This window comes from Pseudomonas sp. P4_B3 (assembly GCF_056402295.1).
In genome coordinates this window covers 393,139-408,592 of the sequence record NZ_JBFUHR010000001.1, presented here as the reverse complement: position 1 = coordinate 408,592, position 15,454 = coordinate 393,139, and the positions used below count along the sequence as shown (strand labels likewise).

Genomic DNA, 15,454 nt, shown 5'->3' with positions numbered 1-15,454 from the left:
AAAGATCGCAGCCTTCGGCAGCTCCTACAGTGAATATCGCCTGTGTTACTGGATGTCTTCAGGCTTGACGATCACCCAGTTCTTGTCCGCAGTCACCGTCAACCCTTCCTTGGCCTGGGCCGCGGCGTTCTTGGCCATCATGCCGTTGATCTGGGTCATGTACTTGTCCTTGCGGTTGACCCACAGGTGGATGCCGCCCTTGGCCACGTCAACGCTGTGGAACAGCATGTAACCGTCGCTGCTCGGGGTATCGCCGCCAACCAGCACCGGTTTTTTCCACTCGTCGATGTAGGTCAGGATTGCCGCCTGCTTGCCGGCCATCCAGGTTGCCGGGGTCCACAGGTACGGGGTCAGTTCCAGGCCGAGGTTGGCCTTCTCGTCATATTTGCCGGCGGTGACCTGCTTGCGCGCGGTGGTCAGCTCGCCAGTCTTCGGGTCCTTGAGCAGCAGCGATACGCCGATCACGTTCTGCGGTTTGACGTTGTAGCCGTACTTGGGATCGGCCGCGACCATGCGCACCAGTTCTTCGGAGGCGGCGGTCATCACATAGACCTCGATGCCGTTCTCCATCAGTTTGTTGTACAGCTCTTGCTGGCCGGTGAAGATTTTCGGCGGGTTTACGTCGAGTTTCTTGACCACGTCGCCTTCGTAATACGTGGCCGGCACCGATTTGCCGGACGCCATCATCTCGTCGACATAGCCCTTGAGTTCCTTGAGCGTAAAGCCGGAGAACACCTGGGCGACCCATGGATAGCAGACCATATCGTCGACTTCGCAGAGGCGGTAGTAGTAGCTGAACAGGCTTTCCTTGTGGTCGGCGGTGTCCTTGAACGGCATCAGTTTCAGGGAGGGATCGAGCTTGTCGCGGGTGATCAGGCCCTTGTTCTCCATGAATGGCAGCAACGACTCTTCGAGGTCGTAGCGGTAACTGGTGTTGTCCATGTCGAACACCGCGTAGTTACCCTTGTTGGCGTTGGCGGCGATCATGGCATCCAGCGCCTTGGCCTGATCGGCGGGCCAGTGCTTCAGATCCGTTGCAAGCACCTGGCCGGCGAGGCCCAGGCAAAGTGCTGCTGCCAGCAATTTCGGTGCGAACTTCATTGGCATGCTTCCCTTATAAAAAGACCCTGAATGAAAGAGATCGACGCTAACAAATAAGTGTGACAGTCCTCGTCTGTCAGCGACCGCCTTCGTCCCTTTCGCGCCAGTTGCATTTCTGACAGCGACATCCGCTTATTCCAAAAACGACGGAAACCATGCGTTTTTGATATTAATTCATTAATTTTCAAGCTGTTAGGCTTGCCGGTTCGCAGCTACCCCGGATGGTAGCTGGCACAAGTCTCACTCGGAGTTCTCATGAATCTGCCGCTGATCCTCAATCTGCTGGTGTTCCTCGCCCTGCTCCTGGGCCTGGCGCAAACCCGCCACACCACATGGAGCCTGGCGAAAAAAGTCCTGCTCGCGCTGGTGCTGGGCGTGGCGTTCGGTGCGGCGTTGCACACTGCCTACGGTGCCGGCAACCCGGTGCTGAAAACCTCGATCGGCTGGTTCGATCTGGTGGGCAACGGTTATGTGCAGCTACTGCAAATGATCGTGATCCCGCTGGTGTTCGCCTCGATCCTCAGCGCCGTGGCCCGTCTGCACAAGGCTTCGTCTCTGGGCAAGATCAGCTTCCTGACCATCGGCACGCTGCTGTTCACCACGGCCATCGCGGCCTTGATCGGCATCGGCCTGACCAACCTGTTCGGCCTGACCGCCGAAGGCCTGGTGGCCGGCACCCAGGAAATGGCCCGGCTGCAAACCATCCAGACCGATTACGCAGGAAAGGTCGCCGACCTGAATGTGCCGCAGCTATTGCTGTCGTTCATTCCGCAAAACCCGTTCGCCGATCTGGCGCGGGCCAAGCCGACGTCGATCATCAGCGTGGTGATATTCGCTGCGTTCCTGGGTGTCGCGGCCCTGCAGTTGCTCAAGGATGATGTCGAGAAAGGTCAGAAGGTGATCAACGCCATCGACACCCTGCAAGCCTGGGTCATGCGACTGGTGCGCCTGGTGATGAAGCTGACCCCGTACGGCGTGTTGGCGCTGATGACCAAAGTGGTCGCCGGCTCGAACCTGCAAGACATCATCAAGCTCGGCAGTTTTGTCGTGGTTTCTTACATCGGCCTCGGTCTGATGTTTGTGGTGCATGGCGTGCTGGTGTCGGCCGCCGGGATCAACCCGCTGCGTTTCTTCCGCAAGATCTGGCCGGTGCTGACGTTTGCCTTCACCAGCCGCTCCAGCGCTGCGACGATTCCGTTGAGCATCGAGGCGCAGACCAGTCGTCTGGGCATTCCGCAGTCCATCGCCAGTTTCGCCGCTTCGTTTGGCGCAACCATTGGCCAGAACGGTTGTGCCGGCCTGTACCCGGCGATGTTGGCGGTGATGGTAGCGCCGACTGTGGGCATCAACCCGCTGGACCCGCTGTGGATCGCAACGCTGGTGGCGATTGTCACGCTGAGTTCGGCCGGTGTGGCCGGGGTTGGCGGCGGTGCGACGTTCGCCGCGCTGATCGTGCTGCCGGCGATGGGCTTGCCGGTGTCACTGGTGGCGTTGCTGATTTCGGTCGAGCCGCTGATTGATATGGGGCGTACGGCGTTGAATGTCAGTGGGGCGATGACGGCGGGGGCGATTACCAGCCAGGTGATGCAGCAGACCGATAAGGCGCTGTTGGATGCGGATGAGCATTCGGAGTTGGCGCACGTTTGATCGGCGTCTGATAGACCGCTTTCGCTGGCAAGCCAGCTCCTACAGTTTGTGTGTCGATCGTGAAAATTGCGTACGACACGAACCTTGTAGGAGCTGGCTTGCCAGCGAAGCTTTCAAGCTTTTTCCCAAACCTCAAAGCTGTACGCCGGCTTGTCGTCCACCGCCGGGTTCGGCACATTCGACACCAGTTTCCACTGGTTCAAATCAAACTCCGGAAACCAAGCGTCCCCTTCCGGGCTCAGTGCCACGCGGGTCAGGTACAACCGATCAGCCTGCGCCAGCCCTTGCGCATACAACTGCGCACCACCAATCAGCATCAACTCATCAACGCCTTGTTCCTTCGCCCATGCTTCGGCGCGAACGACGGCAGCTTCCAGCGACGGATAAACCTCCGCGCCTTCCAGCACCAGATCCACCTGACGGCTGACCACGATGTTCAAGCGGCCCGGCAACGGACGACCGAGGGAGTCCCAGGTCTTGCGGCCCATGATGATCGGCTTGCCGAGCGTGGTGGCCTTGAAATATTTGAAGTCCCCCGGCAAGTGCCAGGGCATGCTGTTGTCGACGCCGATCACACGGTTTTCACCGAGGGCTGCGATCAGGCTGAGGGGGAGTGATTTAGTCATGCCCGCGAGGATACCAGAGCCTCGCTTTCGCCGATAAGCGCCACAGCGGTTATGCTCACAGCTCAATTAAGCGACGGGATGCCGCGTGACTGAACTCAATACCCTCTGGCTGACAGAAACCATCCGGCTGCGCGAAGAACACGCAGGCCCCCTGGAAGACCTTGAAGCCAACCGGCTGGCCCGCAGCGCCGGCGGCGATTTGCCGTCGCGCATTCAACGCCGGGCCCTGTGGCTGGCCGAGCGCGATGGCTTGAGCGATGCTCTCAAGCACTGGCTGCAAGGCGCGCGACTGGCGCTGATCGTCATGGCGGTGCTGGCGGTGATCAGCGGCGCCGGCCTGGCCTTTGCTGCAATGGGCGACGGCCTGCACCCGGTGAATGTGTTCTGGGCCTTGGGCAGCCTGCTCGGGCTCAATCTGATCCTGCTGCTGAGCTGGGCCCTGGGACTGGTGTTCGCCGGCGAACACGGCGCCAGCCTCGGACGCCTGTGGCTGTGGCTAAGTGAAAAACTTGCGCGTGACGCCAAAGCCGCACAACTGGCACCGGCCCTGCTTCTGTTGCTGCAACGCCAGAAACTCAATAGCTGGGCGATCGGTGTGCTGGTCAACGGCCTGTGGTTGCTGGCGATGCTCAGCGCGCTGGTGATCCTGCTGACGTTGATGGCGACCCGACGCTACGGCTTCGTCTGGGAAACCACCATCCTCAGTGCCGACACCTTTATTGCCGTGACCCAGGCCCTTGGCGCGCTCCCGGCCCTGCTCGGCTTCAGCGTGCCGACCGAGGAAATGATCCGTGCCAGCGGCGATGCCGCACTGAACATCGAAAGTGCCCGCCAAGCCTGGGCCGCGTGGCTGGTGGGCGTACTGCTGGTCTACGGCCTTGTGCCGCGTCTGCTGCTCGCGCTGTTTTGCCTGTGGCGCTGGAAGACGGGGCAAAAGGCGCTGCGTCTGGATTTGAACCTGCCCGGTTACGCACAACTGCGCGAACGCTTGATGCCCACCAGCGAGCGCCTCGGCGTCAGCGATGCGGCACCGGCACAACTGCATCGCGTGGAAAGTGGCGTGACTGAACAGCAAAGCGACGGCGCGTTGTTAGTCGCTATCGAGCTGGACGATCAACGCCCGTGGCCGCCACACCTGCCAAAAAATGTCAGCAACGCCGGCATCCTCGACAGCCGCGAATCGCGACACAAACTCCTCGAACAATTGAGCCGTTTCCCCCCGGCGCGCCTGGCCATTGCGTGCGATCCACGGCGCTCGCCGGATCGCGGCAGCCTGGCCTTGATTGCCGAACTGGCCCGCAGCGCCAGCGCCACCCGCGTGTGGTTGTTGCAGGCGCCGCCCGGTGAAGCGCTGGACGCCGAGCGCCTCGGCGACTGGCACGTGGCGCTGCAACAACTTGAGCTGCCATTTGCCGATTGCGCGCCGATGAACTGGCTGGAGTCCGGTCATGACTGACACCTGGAAGCAGCCTCTGAAACTCGCCGTGGTCGGCCACACCAACGTCGGCAAAACCTCGTTGCTGCGCACCCTGACCCGCGACGTCGGCTTCGGTGAAGTGTCCCATCGCCCCAGCACCACGCGACACGTCGAAGGCGCACGGTTGTCGGTGGACGGCGAGCCGCTGCTCGACCTCTATGACACCCCCGGTCTGGAAGACGCCATCGCCCTGCTCGATTACCTCGAACGCCTGGAGCGTCCCGGCGAACGTCTCGACGGCCCGGCACGTCTGGCGCGTTTCCTTGATGGCAGCGAAGCCCGGCAACGGTTCGAACAGGAAGCCAAGGTGTTGCGCCAGTTGCTGGCGTCGGACGCCGGGCTCTACGTGATCGACGCCCGCGAGCCGGTGCTGGCCAAGTATCGCGACGAGCTGGAAGTGCTGGCCAGTTGCGGCAAACCCTTGCTACCGGTGCTGAACTTCGTCAGCAGCGCCAACCACCGCGAGCCGGCATGGCGTGAAGCGCTGGCGCGGCTGGGATTGCATGCCTTGGTGCGCTTCGACAGCGTCGCGCCGCCGGAGGATGGCGAGCGTCGGCTCTATGAAAGTCTCGCCCTGTTGCTGGAGTCTGCCCGGCCGCAACTGGAACGCCTGATTTCCGATCAGCAAGCCCAGCGTCTGGCTCGCCAGCAAAGTGCGGCGCGGTTGATTGCCGAATTATTGATCGATTGCGCGGCTTGTCGGCGCAGCGTGGTCAGTGAAGCCGAGCAGGAACAGCAAGCCATCAGCGAACTGCGCAAAGCCGTGCGCCAGCGTGAGCAGCGTTGCGTCGAGGCCCTGCTCAAGCTTTACGCCTTCCGCCCACAGGATGCCGCCGCCAGTGATTTGCCGCTGCTCGACGGTCGTTGGGGCGATGACCTGTTCAACCCGGAAACCCTGAAGCAACTGGGCGTGCGGGTCGGTGGCGGAATCGCTGCCGGCGCGGCTGCCGGGGCCGGGGTCGATTTGCTGGTCGGTGGCATCACGCTAGGCGCAGCGGCATTGGCTGGAGCGATTGCCGGCGGCGCCCTGCAAACCGCCCGCAGTTATGGCAGCCGTTTGCTCGGCAAGCTCAAGGGCCAGCGCGAACTGACGATGGATGACAATGTGCTGCGGCTGTTGGCGCTGCGCCAGCGGCAATTGCTGCAAGCGCTCAATGCCCGTGGGCACGCAGCGATGGACAGCATTCAGGTGGCCACGCCTCAGGATAAAACCTGGCGCGAAGGCAAACTGCCCGAGGCGCTGAACAAGGCGCGGGCGCATCCGCAGTGGTCGTCGCTCAATCCTCATCCCAAATTGAATCAGGCGGAGCGGCAGGAGCAGGTTGAGGTATTGGCGCAGCAGCTCTAGTGGCCTGACCGGCCTCTTCGCGAGCATGCTCGCTCCCACAGTGGTTTCGCAGTGGACACAGAATCTGTGATCGACACAGCTCCCTTGTGGGAGCGAGCCTGCTCGCGAAGGCCGCGCCTCGGTTCAAAGGCTTTATGCAGCCAACAACCGCACCGCTTTTTCCTTCAACACCGCCAGATCAATCACCGGCACATGCATCTCTTTGGCCAGTTCATCCCACTGGCGCATGCGCAAACTCACGGCACACAGCGGGTCCTGCTCGAACGCCTCAGCCTCTTCAGCCGTCATCACCCCGCCCTGATATTCCAGGGTCCGGCGACTGGCTTCACTCAAGCGCTCGTAGTATCCCGCCTCCTTGAGCGTCAGATAACGCTTGGCTTGTACGTGGTATTCGACCAGCCGCGCCATGCGTTCGCTGAAGCCGGCGCGGCGCAGGTAGTCGGCACCGAGACGCTCATGGCTGACCACACCGAAGCCGTCCATGTTCTCCACGCTGTCCGCGCAGATATGCCCGATGTCATGAAAAAACGCCGCCAGTACCACTTCATCGTCGTAGCCTTCGGCCATGGCCAATTGCGACGCCTGGGACATGTGCTCGATCTGCGACACCGGCTCGCCGATGTAGTCGCTGTCGCCAAAACGCTCGTACAAGGCGAACACGTCGGCGATCACTTGCGCATTGCGCTCCATCAGATTTCATCCAATACCGTGGCAACGTTGTGTTCAGCCATTGCCGGCCCGACGCTCATGCCGACACCCGTGTGCATCAACGCCACGCTCAGACCTTCTGCCGGGCGCAGGAACGAGAACGGTCCCGGCCCCCGTGAACCATAGACCCCCTGCCAGCGTTCGACCACTTGCACCTTACAGCCCAGAGTCTGCTCGGCCAGCTCGATCATCCAGTCGTCGACCTGCTCGGCATTGAAGGGCGACGGATCGCTTCCGTAATGGTGCGAATCGCCAATGATCAACTCGCCATAGGGCGTCGGGCTGATCAGCAGGTGGATGCCGTTTTCGTGCAGGTGCGGTGCGGACTTCAGAATTTCTGCCTGTACCGCCGCGACCTCCGGCAAGTCGGCGAAGGCACCGTAGTGCACGCAGCTCAAACCGGTGAGCAGCGCGTGTTTCAGGTTGAGGTTGATTTGCGGACGGGCGCGGAGCATTTGCAGGCGGCAGATTTGCGGGTCGAGTTCGGCGATCTGTTCGGCCAGCAACGTCTGATAATCGTGGCCGGAACAGACGATGATCTGCTCTGCACTGAAGCTGCCGGCAGTGCTGTACAGGTGACCTGGCTCGATATCGCGCACCAGGGTAGAGAAGTGAAACTTGACGCCAAGGTCGCGACGCAGGAAATCGATCAACGCCGGAATCGCTTCGCGGGAATACAGCTGCTGATCGTCCATACCGTGCAACGCAGCGCGGTGATGGCGAAACTGACCGCCGTACAAATCGCGCAGCGCAGCGCCGCGCAACAGGTCGACGCGGTAACCGTGTTCGACGGCGCGGCCCTCGCAGAAGGCTTCCAGCAGTTGCTCTTCCGCCTCGGTGCGGGCGAACAGGTACGAGCCATTGCGCTTGAGTTGCAGGCCGGCGAGCTGCGCCCAATCGCCCCAGATACCGCGACTGGCGCGAGCCAGTTCCAGCATCGGCCCCGGCGGTTGGCCGGTGACCAATGCCTGGCCGAAGTTGCGCACCGAAGCGCCGAGGGGCGTTTCGCTGCGCTCGAAAACCGTGACCTTCAGACCGCGCTTGGCAGCGGCATACGCGTGGGACAAACCCAGGATGCCGGCGCCGACGATCAGCATGTCGTTGTGTTGTGTCATGGAGTCTTGTCCTGAATTTGAATCCGCCTTCGCGGGCAAGCCCGCTCCTACAGAGTTCACGTGCACTTGTAGGAGCTGGCTTGCCAGCGAAGAGGTCCTTTCAGCCGATAAAGATCTTACTTGGCCGCCACTTTCTCGGACTTGCCGTCGTAGCGCTTGCGCCATTCGGTCAGGATCTCGTCGCGGTTCTTCGAAGCCCAGGCGAAGTCGTTCTTGATCAGGCGTTGCTCGTAGTCGGCTGGCAGTTCGGTCTGCGGCTTGGCGATGCCAGGCTGGGCGAGCACGGCGAAGTTTTCTTTGTAGAGATCCATCGCCTCAGGGCTGGCGGAGAAGTCAGCCAGTTTCTTCGCCGCTTCTTCGTGGGCAGTGCCCTTGATCACGGCAGTCGCTTCGATCTCCCAGCCCAGGCCTTCCTTCGGCAGGATGATGTCCAGCGGTGCGCCCTGGCGCTTCAGTTGAACAGCCGGGTACTCGAAGGAAATACCGATCGGGAATTCGCCAGCAGCTGCCAGCTTGCAAGGCTTGGAACCGGAGTGAACGTACTGGCCGATGTTCTGGTGCAGGCCGTCCATGTACGCCCAGCCCTGTTTCTCGCCGAAGGTCTGCAGCCAGGCGCTGACATCGAGGAATCCGGTGCCGGACGATGCCGGGTTCGGCATGACGATCTTGCCTTTGTACTCAGGCTTGGTCAGGTCCTGCCAGCTCACAGGCTTGGTCAGGCCCTGTTTCTCGGCTTCGACGGTGTTGAAGCAAATGGTCGCGGCCCAGACGTCCATGCCGACCCAGGCCGGTGGGTTGGCCGCGTCGCGGTAGTTGGCGCCGATCTTGCCCAGGTCTTTCGGCGCGTAGCTTTGCAGCATGCCTTGCTGATCGAGGATCGCCAGGCTGGAAGCAGCCAGCCCCCACACGGCGTCAGCCTGCGGACGAGCTTTTTCGGCCAGCAGTTTGGCGGTGATAATGCCGGTGGAATCACGCACCCATTTGATGTCGACGTCCGGGTTGGCCTTTTCGAAAGCTTCTTTGTAGGTCTTCAGTTGTTCGGCTTCGAGGGCGGTGTACACCGTCAACTCGGTTTTCGCCGCAAAGGCGTTCAGGCTGAAAGCGGTGAGGACAGCAGCGGCCAGGGCCATAGGCTTGAACATGATCTTTTCCTGTTTTTTGAGTTGATGGGTTGTGCAGATTCAATGACCGGGCGCGGTCTGCCGCCAGGCCTGGGAGCGGCGCAGCAAACCGCGCGAGGCCCAGGCCAGCAGCAGGGACACGCCCGCCGAGGTAATCAGGATCAGGGTCGACATCGCTGCCGCACCGCCGACGTTGCCGGCGTCGTCCATGTTCAACACCGCCACCGCCGCGAGGATGGTGTCGGGGCTGTAGAGAAAGATCGCCGCCGAAACGGTGGTCATGGCCGAGACGAACAGGTAGCGCACGATGTCCAGCAGCGCCGGCAGGCAGATCGGCACCGTGACCCGCAGGTAATGGCGGTACAGTGGCGCCTTGAGCGACAGCGCGGCGGCTTCGAACTCGGCGTCGAGCTGACGCAGCGCGGTGGTGGCGGTCATTTGCGCGGTGGTCAAATAGTGCGCAATGGTGCAGACGATCAGCAGGGTCATGGTCCCGTAGAGCACATGCAGCGGGTTGCCGGTGAGGTTGAAGAAGAAGACGTAACCCAAGCCCAGTACCAGTCCCGGCACCGCCATCGGGACGAAACTGAGCATGCGCAAGGTCAGGTTCAGGCCGCGTTGGCCCTTGGTTTTTTCCATCAGGTAGGCGCCGGTGAAAATCAGCACGCTGCCGATCAACGCCGTGCCCAGGGCCATCTTCAGGCTGTTGCCGTAGGCCAGCCAGCCACCGCCGGCGGTTTCGTTGAACTGATAATGGTTGAGCGACAGCGACAGGTTGTACGGCCAGAACTTCACCAGGGACGAGAACGCCGCCATGCCGAATACCAGCAGTAAGGCGGTGCAGATCAGCAGGACGATGGCCAGGTAGCAGCCGTCGCGCAGCTTCGAGGGTGCAGGCTTGAACACTTGGGCGCGACCGCTCATGGAGTCGCCATGGCGCCGACGCAACCAGGCATCGACGCCGAAACTGAACAGCGCCGGCAGCAGCAACACCATACCGATCAACGCACCGCGACCGAACTGTTGCTGGCCGACCACGGCTTTGTAGGCTTCCAGCGCCAGCACCTGATAGTCACCACCAACCACCACGGGTACACCGAAATCGGTGATGGTCAGGGTAAACACCAGGCAGAACGCAGCGAATACGGCCTGACGGGTCGCCGGCCAGGTGATGCTGCGGAAGGCTTTGGCCGGGCTCGCGCCCATGCTGGAGGCGGCGTCGAACAGTCGCGCATCGGCCAGGGACAGGGCCGACAGAAGAATCATCAAGGCGTGCGGGAAGGTGTAGATGACTTCGCCAACTACAATGCCCCAGAAGCCGTAGATGTTGTCCGAGAGCAGGGCACGCAGCATGCCCTGGTTGCCGAACAGATAAACCAACGCGATGCCGGGCAGCATTGATGGCGCCATCAATGGCAGCAGCGAAATGCCACGCCAGATGCCTTTAGCCGGAATCAAGGTGCGTTGCAGGGCGAAGGCAAACAGGTAGGCCAGCGGTACGACGATGGCCGCGACGCTGAGGGAAACTTTCAGGCTATTGCCCAGGAGCCAGTGGAAGTTCTCGCTGGTCACCAGCTCTTTCGAGGCGACCCAGCCACCGCCCTGCCCGGCCTCGGCGCTGAAACCACGCCAGAAGATCGCCAGCAACGGCATCAATACGGCAACACCCAACAACATCAACAGAAGGACTTTTCCGCCGACCACGAACAGCCGGTCACCGATTTCGGCACGGGTGGTCTGCCGCAACTGCTTGTGTGGCAGCGGCAGCGCGATGTTCGCGCTCATCAGGCAAACACCTGCAGGCTGCGCGGCGGCAAGGCGACCATGATCTGCTGGGCGCCAAGGCGCGGCATGGCTTCCGGCGCCAGTTCCGCCAACAGCGCATGCCCCGGCAACTGATCGAGTTCGAAGCTCATGCGGCAGCGGTTGCCGAGGAAGGTGATTTCACGAACCTTGGCGGGGAACAGGTTTTCCTCATGCACCAGCGGGTTGACGTTGATCGCTTCCGGACGGCAGAACAAACGGCCCGAGGCGGTCTTGGCGCCGCCATCGGCCAGTCGCATGCTCATTCCGCCGACCTGGGCATGGCTGTCGCCGCTGCGCTGGAACGGCAACCAGTTACCCTGGCCGACGAACTCCGCCACGAATGGCGTGGCCGGACGGTTATAGATTTCCTGCGGCGTGGCGTACTGCTCGACCTTGCCGTTGTTCATCACGGCGATACGGTCGGCCATCAGCATGGCCTCGTCCTGATTGTGGGTGACCATCAGGGTGGTGATGCCGAGGTTGCGTTGCAGTTGGCGCAGTTCGGTGCACAGATGCTCGCGCACCCGGGCATCGAGGGCCGACATCGGTTCGTCCAGCAACAACAACGAAGGCGCAGGCGCCAGGGCGCGGGCCAGTGCCACACGTTGCTGCTGACCGCCAGACAACTGGCCCGGGTATTTTTTCTCGCTACCGGTCAGGCCGACCAGTTCCAGCATCTGACCGACACGACGGCGCACTTCGTCGCGACCGCTGCCGGCGAGGCCATAGGCAATGTTCGCTTCGACGGTGAGGTTGGGGAACAAGGCGTAGGACTGGAACAGAATGCCGTAATCCCGCGCCTGGGGGGCCAGGTGGGAAACGTCGCGATCCCCCAAGTACAACTCGCCGCTGTCCTGCTTCTCAAGACCGGCGATGCAGCGCAGCAAGGTGGTCTTGCCACAGCCCGAAGGGCCGAGCAGACACACCAGCTCACCGGCCGCCACGTCGAGGGAAACGTTATCCAGCGCCGTGAAGGCGCCAAAGCGCTTCTGCACTCCGCGCACTTTCATCGGTGCGCCGGGGTTGGTCAAGGCAGTTGCGATCGGGTTGTTCATGGACGGACCTCATCTGGCAGATGGGGCCATCCTAGAGTTGTAATGAGTCCGTCATGTGGCAGTAAGGCAAAAACCGCCGATAGTGGTATTCAAGGATTTTGGTTCAGGTGCTGTGTTGTCAGGACTGACGCCTTCGCTGGCAAGCCAGCTCCTACAAGGTTTCGCATTCCCCTGTAGGAGCTGGCTTGCCAGCGATGAGGCCTGAACAGCCGCCAAAGATCTCAGACCGGGGCCATTTCCTGCGCCAACCCCAGAAACGCCGCCGGCAGTCGCGCGTTTTTGCGCTCCTTGAGGCAGTACAGGTATTCGGGAATCTGCGGCGCATTCTCGATGGTCAGCACCCGCAGCTGCGGATCATGGGGCACTTCCTGGCGGGCAATGATGCTGATACCGATGTTGCGCAGTACCGCTTCGCGGATCGATTCGCGGCTGCCGATTTCCAGCAGCGGCCCAAAACATACGCCAGCACTGGCCAGCAACTCTTCGGTCAGGCGACGGGTGGTCGAACCCGGTTCGCGCATCAGTAGGGTATGCCCGGCCAATGCACTGAGCGAAACGTGATCGTGAACCGCCAGCGGATGATTGCGATGCACGGCCAACACCAGCGGATCGCTGCCGAGCACCCGGCGAATCAGCCGTGCGTCATCGAGTAACTGCGACGACGCCGCGACATCGACCCGATAATCCTCCAGCGCTTCAAGCACCTGTTGGGAGTTGCCGATTTCCACCGACACCTCCACTTGCGGCAGACGTTCGCGGAATGTTTTTACCAGGTCGAGGATGTAATACGGCGCCGTGGCAGCAATGCGCAATGTGCCCTGGACCTGGCCGCAGTTACGCAGGAAAAACTCGATGTCGGCTTCCTGCTGCATCAGCACCTTGACCATCGGCAGCAGCCGCGCGCCCTCCTCGCTGACACTGAGACGCCGGCCACCACGGTAGAACAGCTCGACCGAATACTGGCTTTCGAGGTTGCGGATCTGCGTCGTCACCGTCGGCTGGCTCAGGCCAAGCTTTTTTGCAGCCTGGGTAATGCTGCCCAGGCGGGCCACCATGTAAAACGCCTTCAGCTCCGCACTCAGCACAACCGTCCCTCATCCTTTACTTGCGCAGCAGGCGCAAACCGTTGAACACCACCAGCAAACTCACGCCCATGTCGGCGAACACTGCCATCCACATGGTAGCGAGCCCGGCGAAGGTTACCCCAAGAAAGATCGCCTTGATGACCAAAGCCAGGGCGATGTTCTGCTTGAGGATGCTTGATGTCTGCCGCGACAGGCCAATGAATGCCGGAATTTTTCGCAGATCGTCGTCCATCAGGGCGACATCGGCGGTCTCGATCGCGGTATCGGTGCCAGCGGCGGCCATGGCGAAACCGATCTCGGAACGCGCCAGTGCAGGCGCGTCGTTGATGCCGTCGCCGACCATGCCGACCCGATGCCCTTGGGCATAAAGAGCCTCGACAGCCTGCAATTTGTCGCCTGGCAACAGGTCGCCCTTGGCCTCGTCGATGCCGACTTGCGCGGCAATGGCTTGCGCGGTGTGGACGTTATCACCCGTGAGCATCAGGGTTTTGATGCCCAGGTCATGCAGTTGCCGGATGGCTTCGCGGCTGGACGCTTTTACCGTATCGGCGACGGCGAACAGCGCCAATGGCCCGGACTGATCAAGCAGCAGCACCACCGACTTGCCCTGTTTTTCAAGGGCGAACAGTTTCTCTTCCAGCGCCGGCGAGCACAGCCCCAGATCCTCCACCAGTCGATGGTTGCCCAAATGGTAGAGCTGGCCGTTGATTTCGCCGCGCACACCGCGCCCGCCCAGCGCTTCGAAGTTATCCACAATCAGCGTCGCGGTTTGGTTATCCACAGCCGCTTTGGCAATGGCCTGGGAAACCGGGTGATCCGAGCGCCTGGCCAGCGCGGCGGCAATGGCAGGCGCCGAATCGTCGGCGGTCGGATCCAGCGACAGGTAATCGGTCTGCACCGGTTTGCCGTGGGTGATGGTGCCGGTCTTGTCCAGGGCCAGGTAGTCGAGCTTGTAACCGCCTTCCAGATAGACGCCGCCCTTGACCAGGATGCCTTTGCGCGCCGCCGCCGCGAGGCCACTGACGATGGTCACCGGCGTGGAAATCACCAGCGCACAGGGGCAGGCCACCACCAGCAGCACCAGCGCCCGGTAGATCCAGTCGAACCACAACGCGCCCATGAACATTGGCGGGATCACCGCCACGGCCAAGGCCAGGATGAACACTGCCGGGGTGTAGATTTTCGAGAAGCTGTCGACGAAACGCTGGGTCGGCGCCCGCGCGCCCTGAGCCTGCTCGACGGCGTGGATAATGCGCGCCAGGGTCGAGTTGTCAGCCGCAGCGGTTACTTCATATTCCAGGGATCCGGCCTGATTGATGGTGCCGGCGAAGACTTTGTCGCCGACGGTTTTTTCCACCGGCAGGCTTTCACCGGTGATTGGCGCCTGGTCGATGGTCGAGCGACCGGACAGCACTTCGCCGTCCAGGCCGATACGCTCACCGGGACGGACCCGTACCCGCGCGCCAAGCCCAATGGTTTTTACACCCTGCTCAAGCCAGCCCCCGTCAGCCTGCAACACCGTCGCCGTGTCCGGGGTCATCTGCATCAGGCCGCCGATGGCGTTACGCGCACGGTCGAGGGACCTGGCTTCGATCAACTCGGCCACAGTGAACAGGAACATCACCATCGCCGCTTCCGGCCACTGGCCGATCAGAACCGCGCCGGTCACGGCAATGCTCATCAGGGCGTTGATGTTCAGGTTGCGGTTTTTAAGGGCGATCCAGCCTTTTTTGTAAGTACCAAGGCCGCCACTGAGAATCGAGACCAGCGCGATGACCGCCACCACCCAGTTCGGTGCGGAACCGGTGAAGTGGATAACTTCTGCCAGCAATGCACCAACACCGGACAGCGCCAAGGGCCACCACGGCTTTTGCCGGGGCGCCGGGGTCGGGGTTTCAGCCCCCTGGTCCATCGGCTCGGCCTGCATGCCCAAGGACTTGATGGCCTCGACGATCGGCTCGATACCGGGCAAATCGTGGGTCACACCAAGCACCCGATTAATCAGATTGAACTCCAGCTGCTGTACCCCGGTCAGTTTGCTTAGCTTATTTTGGATCAGCGTCTGTTCGGTCGGGCAGTCCATTGCCTCGATACGGAAACTACTCAGCCTAGCGCCAATCGTCGGCGATTCGCTCAGTTTTACCAGCGCAGGCGCTGCCGCTTTAGATGAGCAGCAGGAGTCGTCGTGACCGCCGTGCCCATGTTTTTGCACGGGCTTGAGCTTGTGGCTGTGCTCGTGTTCAGCCCCGGGTTTGTGGGAGTGCAGGGAATCGCTCATTGGTTACGTCCATAAGAGTGCCTGTTGCCAAGTAAAGACCCTGTAGCCACTATAGGGTCAAGCACCCATTCTGGAGTTTTGGAGATT

The 15,454-nt window shown here is 61.7% G+C and carries 12 protein-coding genes; 3 read left to right on the top strand and 9 right to left on the bottom strand.

Features of this window, described 5'->3' with window-relative positions; all coding sequences use genetic code 11:
• Window positions 1-45: 45 nt before the first annotated feature.
• Window positions 46-1,101 carry a haloacid dehalogenase-like hydrolase gene (locus AC1DWG_RS01980; protein ID WP_477762953.1) on the bottom strand — a complete coding sequence of 352 codons (1,056 nt, stop codon included), beginning with the start codon at window positions 1,099-1,101 and terminating at the stop codon, window positions 46-48.
• Between the two features lie 255 nt (window positions 1,102-1,356).
• Between AC1DWG_RS01980 and AC1DWG_RS01975 the strand changes: the two genes are divergently transcribed.
• Window positions 1,357-2,748 carry an L-cystine transporter gene (locus tag AC1DWG_RS01975; protein ID WP_477762954.1) on the top strand — a complete coding sequence of 464 codons (1,392 nt, stop codon included), beginning with the start codon at window positions 1,357-1,359 and terminating at the stop codon, window positions 2,746-2,748.
• A 113-nt stretch (window positions 2,749-2,861) separates the two neighbouring features.
• Here the strand turns inward: AC1DWG_RS01975 and AC1DWG_RS01970 are convergent, their stop codons facing one another.
• A complete protein-coding gene (locus tag AC1DWG_RS01970) occupies window positions 2,862-3,374 on the bottom strand; it encodes a dihydrofolate reductase (protein ID WP_477762955.1) in 513 nt (170 codons plus the stop codon).
• 85 nt (window positions 3,375-3,459) lie between these two features.
• Between AC1DWG_RS01970 and AC1DWG_RS01965 the strand changes: the two genes are divergently transcribed.
• Window positions 3,460-4,830 carry a DUF2868 domain-containing protein gene (locus tag AC1DWG_RS01965; RefSeq protein ID WP_477762956.1) on the top strand — a complete coding sequence of 457 codons (1,371 nt, stop codon included), beginning with the start codon at window positions 3,460-3,462 and terminating at the stop codon, window positions 4,828-4,830.
• The gene (locus tag AC1DWG_RS01960; protein ID WP_477762957.1) at window positions 4,823-6,199 is read left to right on the top strand and encodes a GTPase/DUF3482 domain-containing protein; all 1,377 of its coding nucleotides are present in this window, start codon (window positions 4,823-4,825) and stop codon (window positions 6,197-6,199) included. The genes AC1DWG_RS01965 and AC1DWG_RS01960 overlap by 8 nt, the downstream gene beginning before the upstream one ends.
• 132 nt (window positions 6,200-6,331) lie before the next feature.
• On the opposite strand, the gene AC1DWG_RS01955 is transcribed toward AC1DWG_RS01960, so the two are convergent.
• The 7 genes from AC1DWG_RS01955 to AC1DWG_RS01925 form a co-directional block, all read right to left on the bottom strand.
• On the bottom strand, window positions 6,332-6,889 hold the full coding sequence (locus AC1DWG_RS01955) for a phosphonate degradation HD-domain oxygenase (protein ID WP_477787162.1): 558 nt from the start codon (window positions 6,887-6,889) through the stop codon (window positions 6,332-6,334).
• Entirely contained in the window at window positions 6,889-8,022 is a 1,134-nt protein-coding gene (locus tag AC1DWG_RS01950) for a TIGR03364 family FAD-dependent oxidoreductase (protein ID WP_477762959.1), read from the bottom strand. Before AC1DWG_RS01950 ends, AC1DWG_RS01955 begins: the two co-directional genes overlap by 1 nt.
• Before the next feature lie 116 nt (window positions 8,023-8,138).
• Window positions 8,139-9,164, bottom strand: coding sequence for a putative 2-aminoethylphosphonate ABC transporter substrate-binding protein (locus tag AC1DWG_RS01945; RefSeq protein WP_477762960.1), 1,026 nt, complete (start codon window positions 9,162-9,164; stop codon window positions 8,139-8,141).
• A 39-nt stretch (window positions 9,165-9,203) separates the two neighbouring features.
• Window positions 9,204-10,928, bottom strand: a complete 1,725-nt coding sequence (locus AC1DWG_RS01940) for a putative 2-aminoethylphosphonate ABC transporter permease subunit (protein WP_477787161.1) — start codon at window positions 10,926-10,928, stop codon at window positions 9,204-9,206.
• A complete protein-coding gene (locus AC1DWG_RS01935) occupies window positions 10,928-12,004 on the bottom strand; it encodes a putative 2-aminoethylphosphonate ABC transporter ATP-binding protein (RefSeq protein ID WP_477762962.1) in 1,077 nt (358 codons plus the stop codon). The genes AC1DWG_RS01940 and AC1DWG_RS01935 overlap by 1 nt, the downstream gene beginning before the upstream one ends.
• A 221-nt stretch (window positions 12,005-12,225) precedes the next feature.
• The gene (locus AC1DWG_RS01930) at window positions 12,226-13,089 is read right to left on the bottom strand and encodes a LysR family transcriptional regulator (protein ID WP_477754017.1); all 864 of its coding nucleotides are present in this window, start codon (window positions 13,087-13,089) and stop codon (window positions 12,226-12,228) included.
• A gap of 16 nt (window positions 13,090-13,105) precedes the next feature.
• Entirely contained in the window at window positions 13,106-15,367 is a 2,262-nt protein-coding gene (locus tag AC1DWG_RS01925; RefSeq protein WP_477762963.1) for a heavy metal translocating P-type ATPase, read from the bottom strand.
• Between the last annotated feature and the right edge of the window lie 87 nt (window positions 15,368-15,454).

Excerpts from the sequence above, each read along its gene's own strand:
- AC1DWG_RS01970 (WP_477762955.1), bottom strand. The coding sequence starts at position 3,374 with ATGACTAAATCACTCCCCCTCAGCCTGATCGCAGCCCTCGGTGAAAAC.
- AC1DWG_RS01950 (WP_477762959.1), bottom strand. The coding sequence starts at position 8,022 with ATGACACAACACAACGACATGCTGATCGTCGGCGCCGGCATCCTGGGT.
- AC1DWG_RS01980 (WP_477762953.1), bottom strand. The coding sequence starts at position 1,101 with ATGAAGTTCGCACCGAAATTGCTGGCAGCAGCACTTTGCCTGGGCCTC.
- AC1DWG_RS01925 (WP_477762963.1), bottom strand. The coding sequence starts at position 15,367 with ATGAGCGATTCCCTGCACTCCCACAAACCCGGGGCTGAACACGAGCAC.
- AC1DWG_RS01975 (WP_477762954.1), top strand. The coding sequence starts at position 1,357 with ATGAATCTGCCGCTGATCCTCAATCTGCTGGTGTTCCTCGCCCTGCTC.
- AC1DWG_RS01940 (WP_477787161.1), bottom strand. The coding sequence starts at position 10,928 with ATGAGCGCGAACATCGCGCTGCCGCTGCCACACAAGCAGTTGCGGCAG.
- AC1DWG_RS01945 (WP_477762960.1), bottom strand. The coding sequence starts at position 9,164 with ATGTTCAAGCCTATGGCCCTGGCCGCTGCTGTCCTCACCGCTTTCAGC.
- AC1DWG_RS01955 (WP_477787162.1), bottom strand. The coding sequence starts at position 6,889 with ATGGAGCGCAATGCGCAAGTGATCGCCGACGTGTTCGCCTTGTACGAG.
- AC1DWG_RS01960 (WP_477762957.1), top strand. The coding sequence starts at position 4,823 with ATGACTGACACCTGGAAGCAGCCTCTGAAACTCGCCGTGGTCGGCCAC.
- AC1DWG_RS01935 (WP_477762962.1), bottom strand. The coding sequence starts at position 12,004 with ATGAACAACCCGATCGCAACTGCCTTGACCAACCCCGGCGCACCGATG.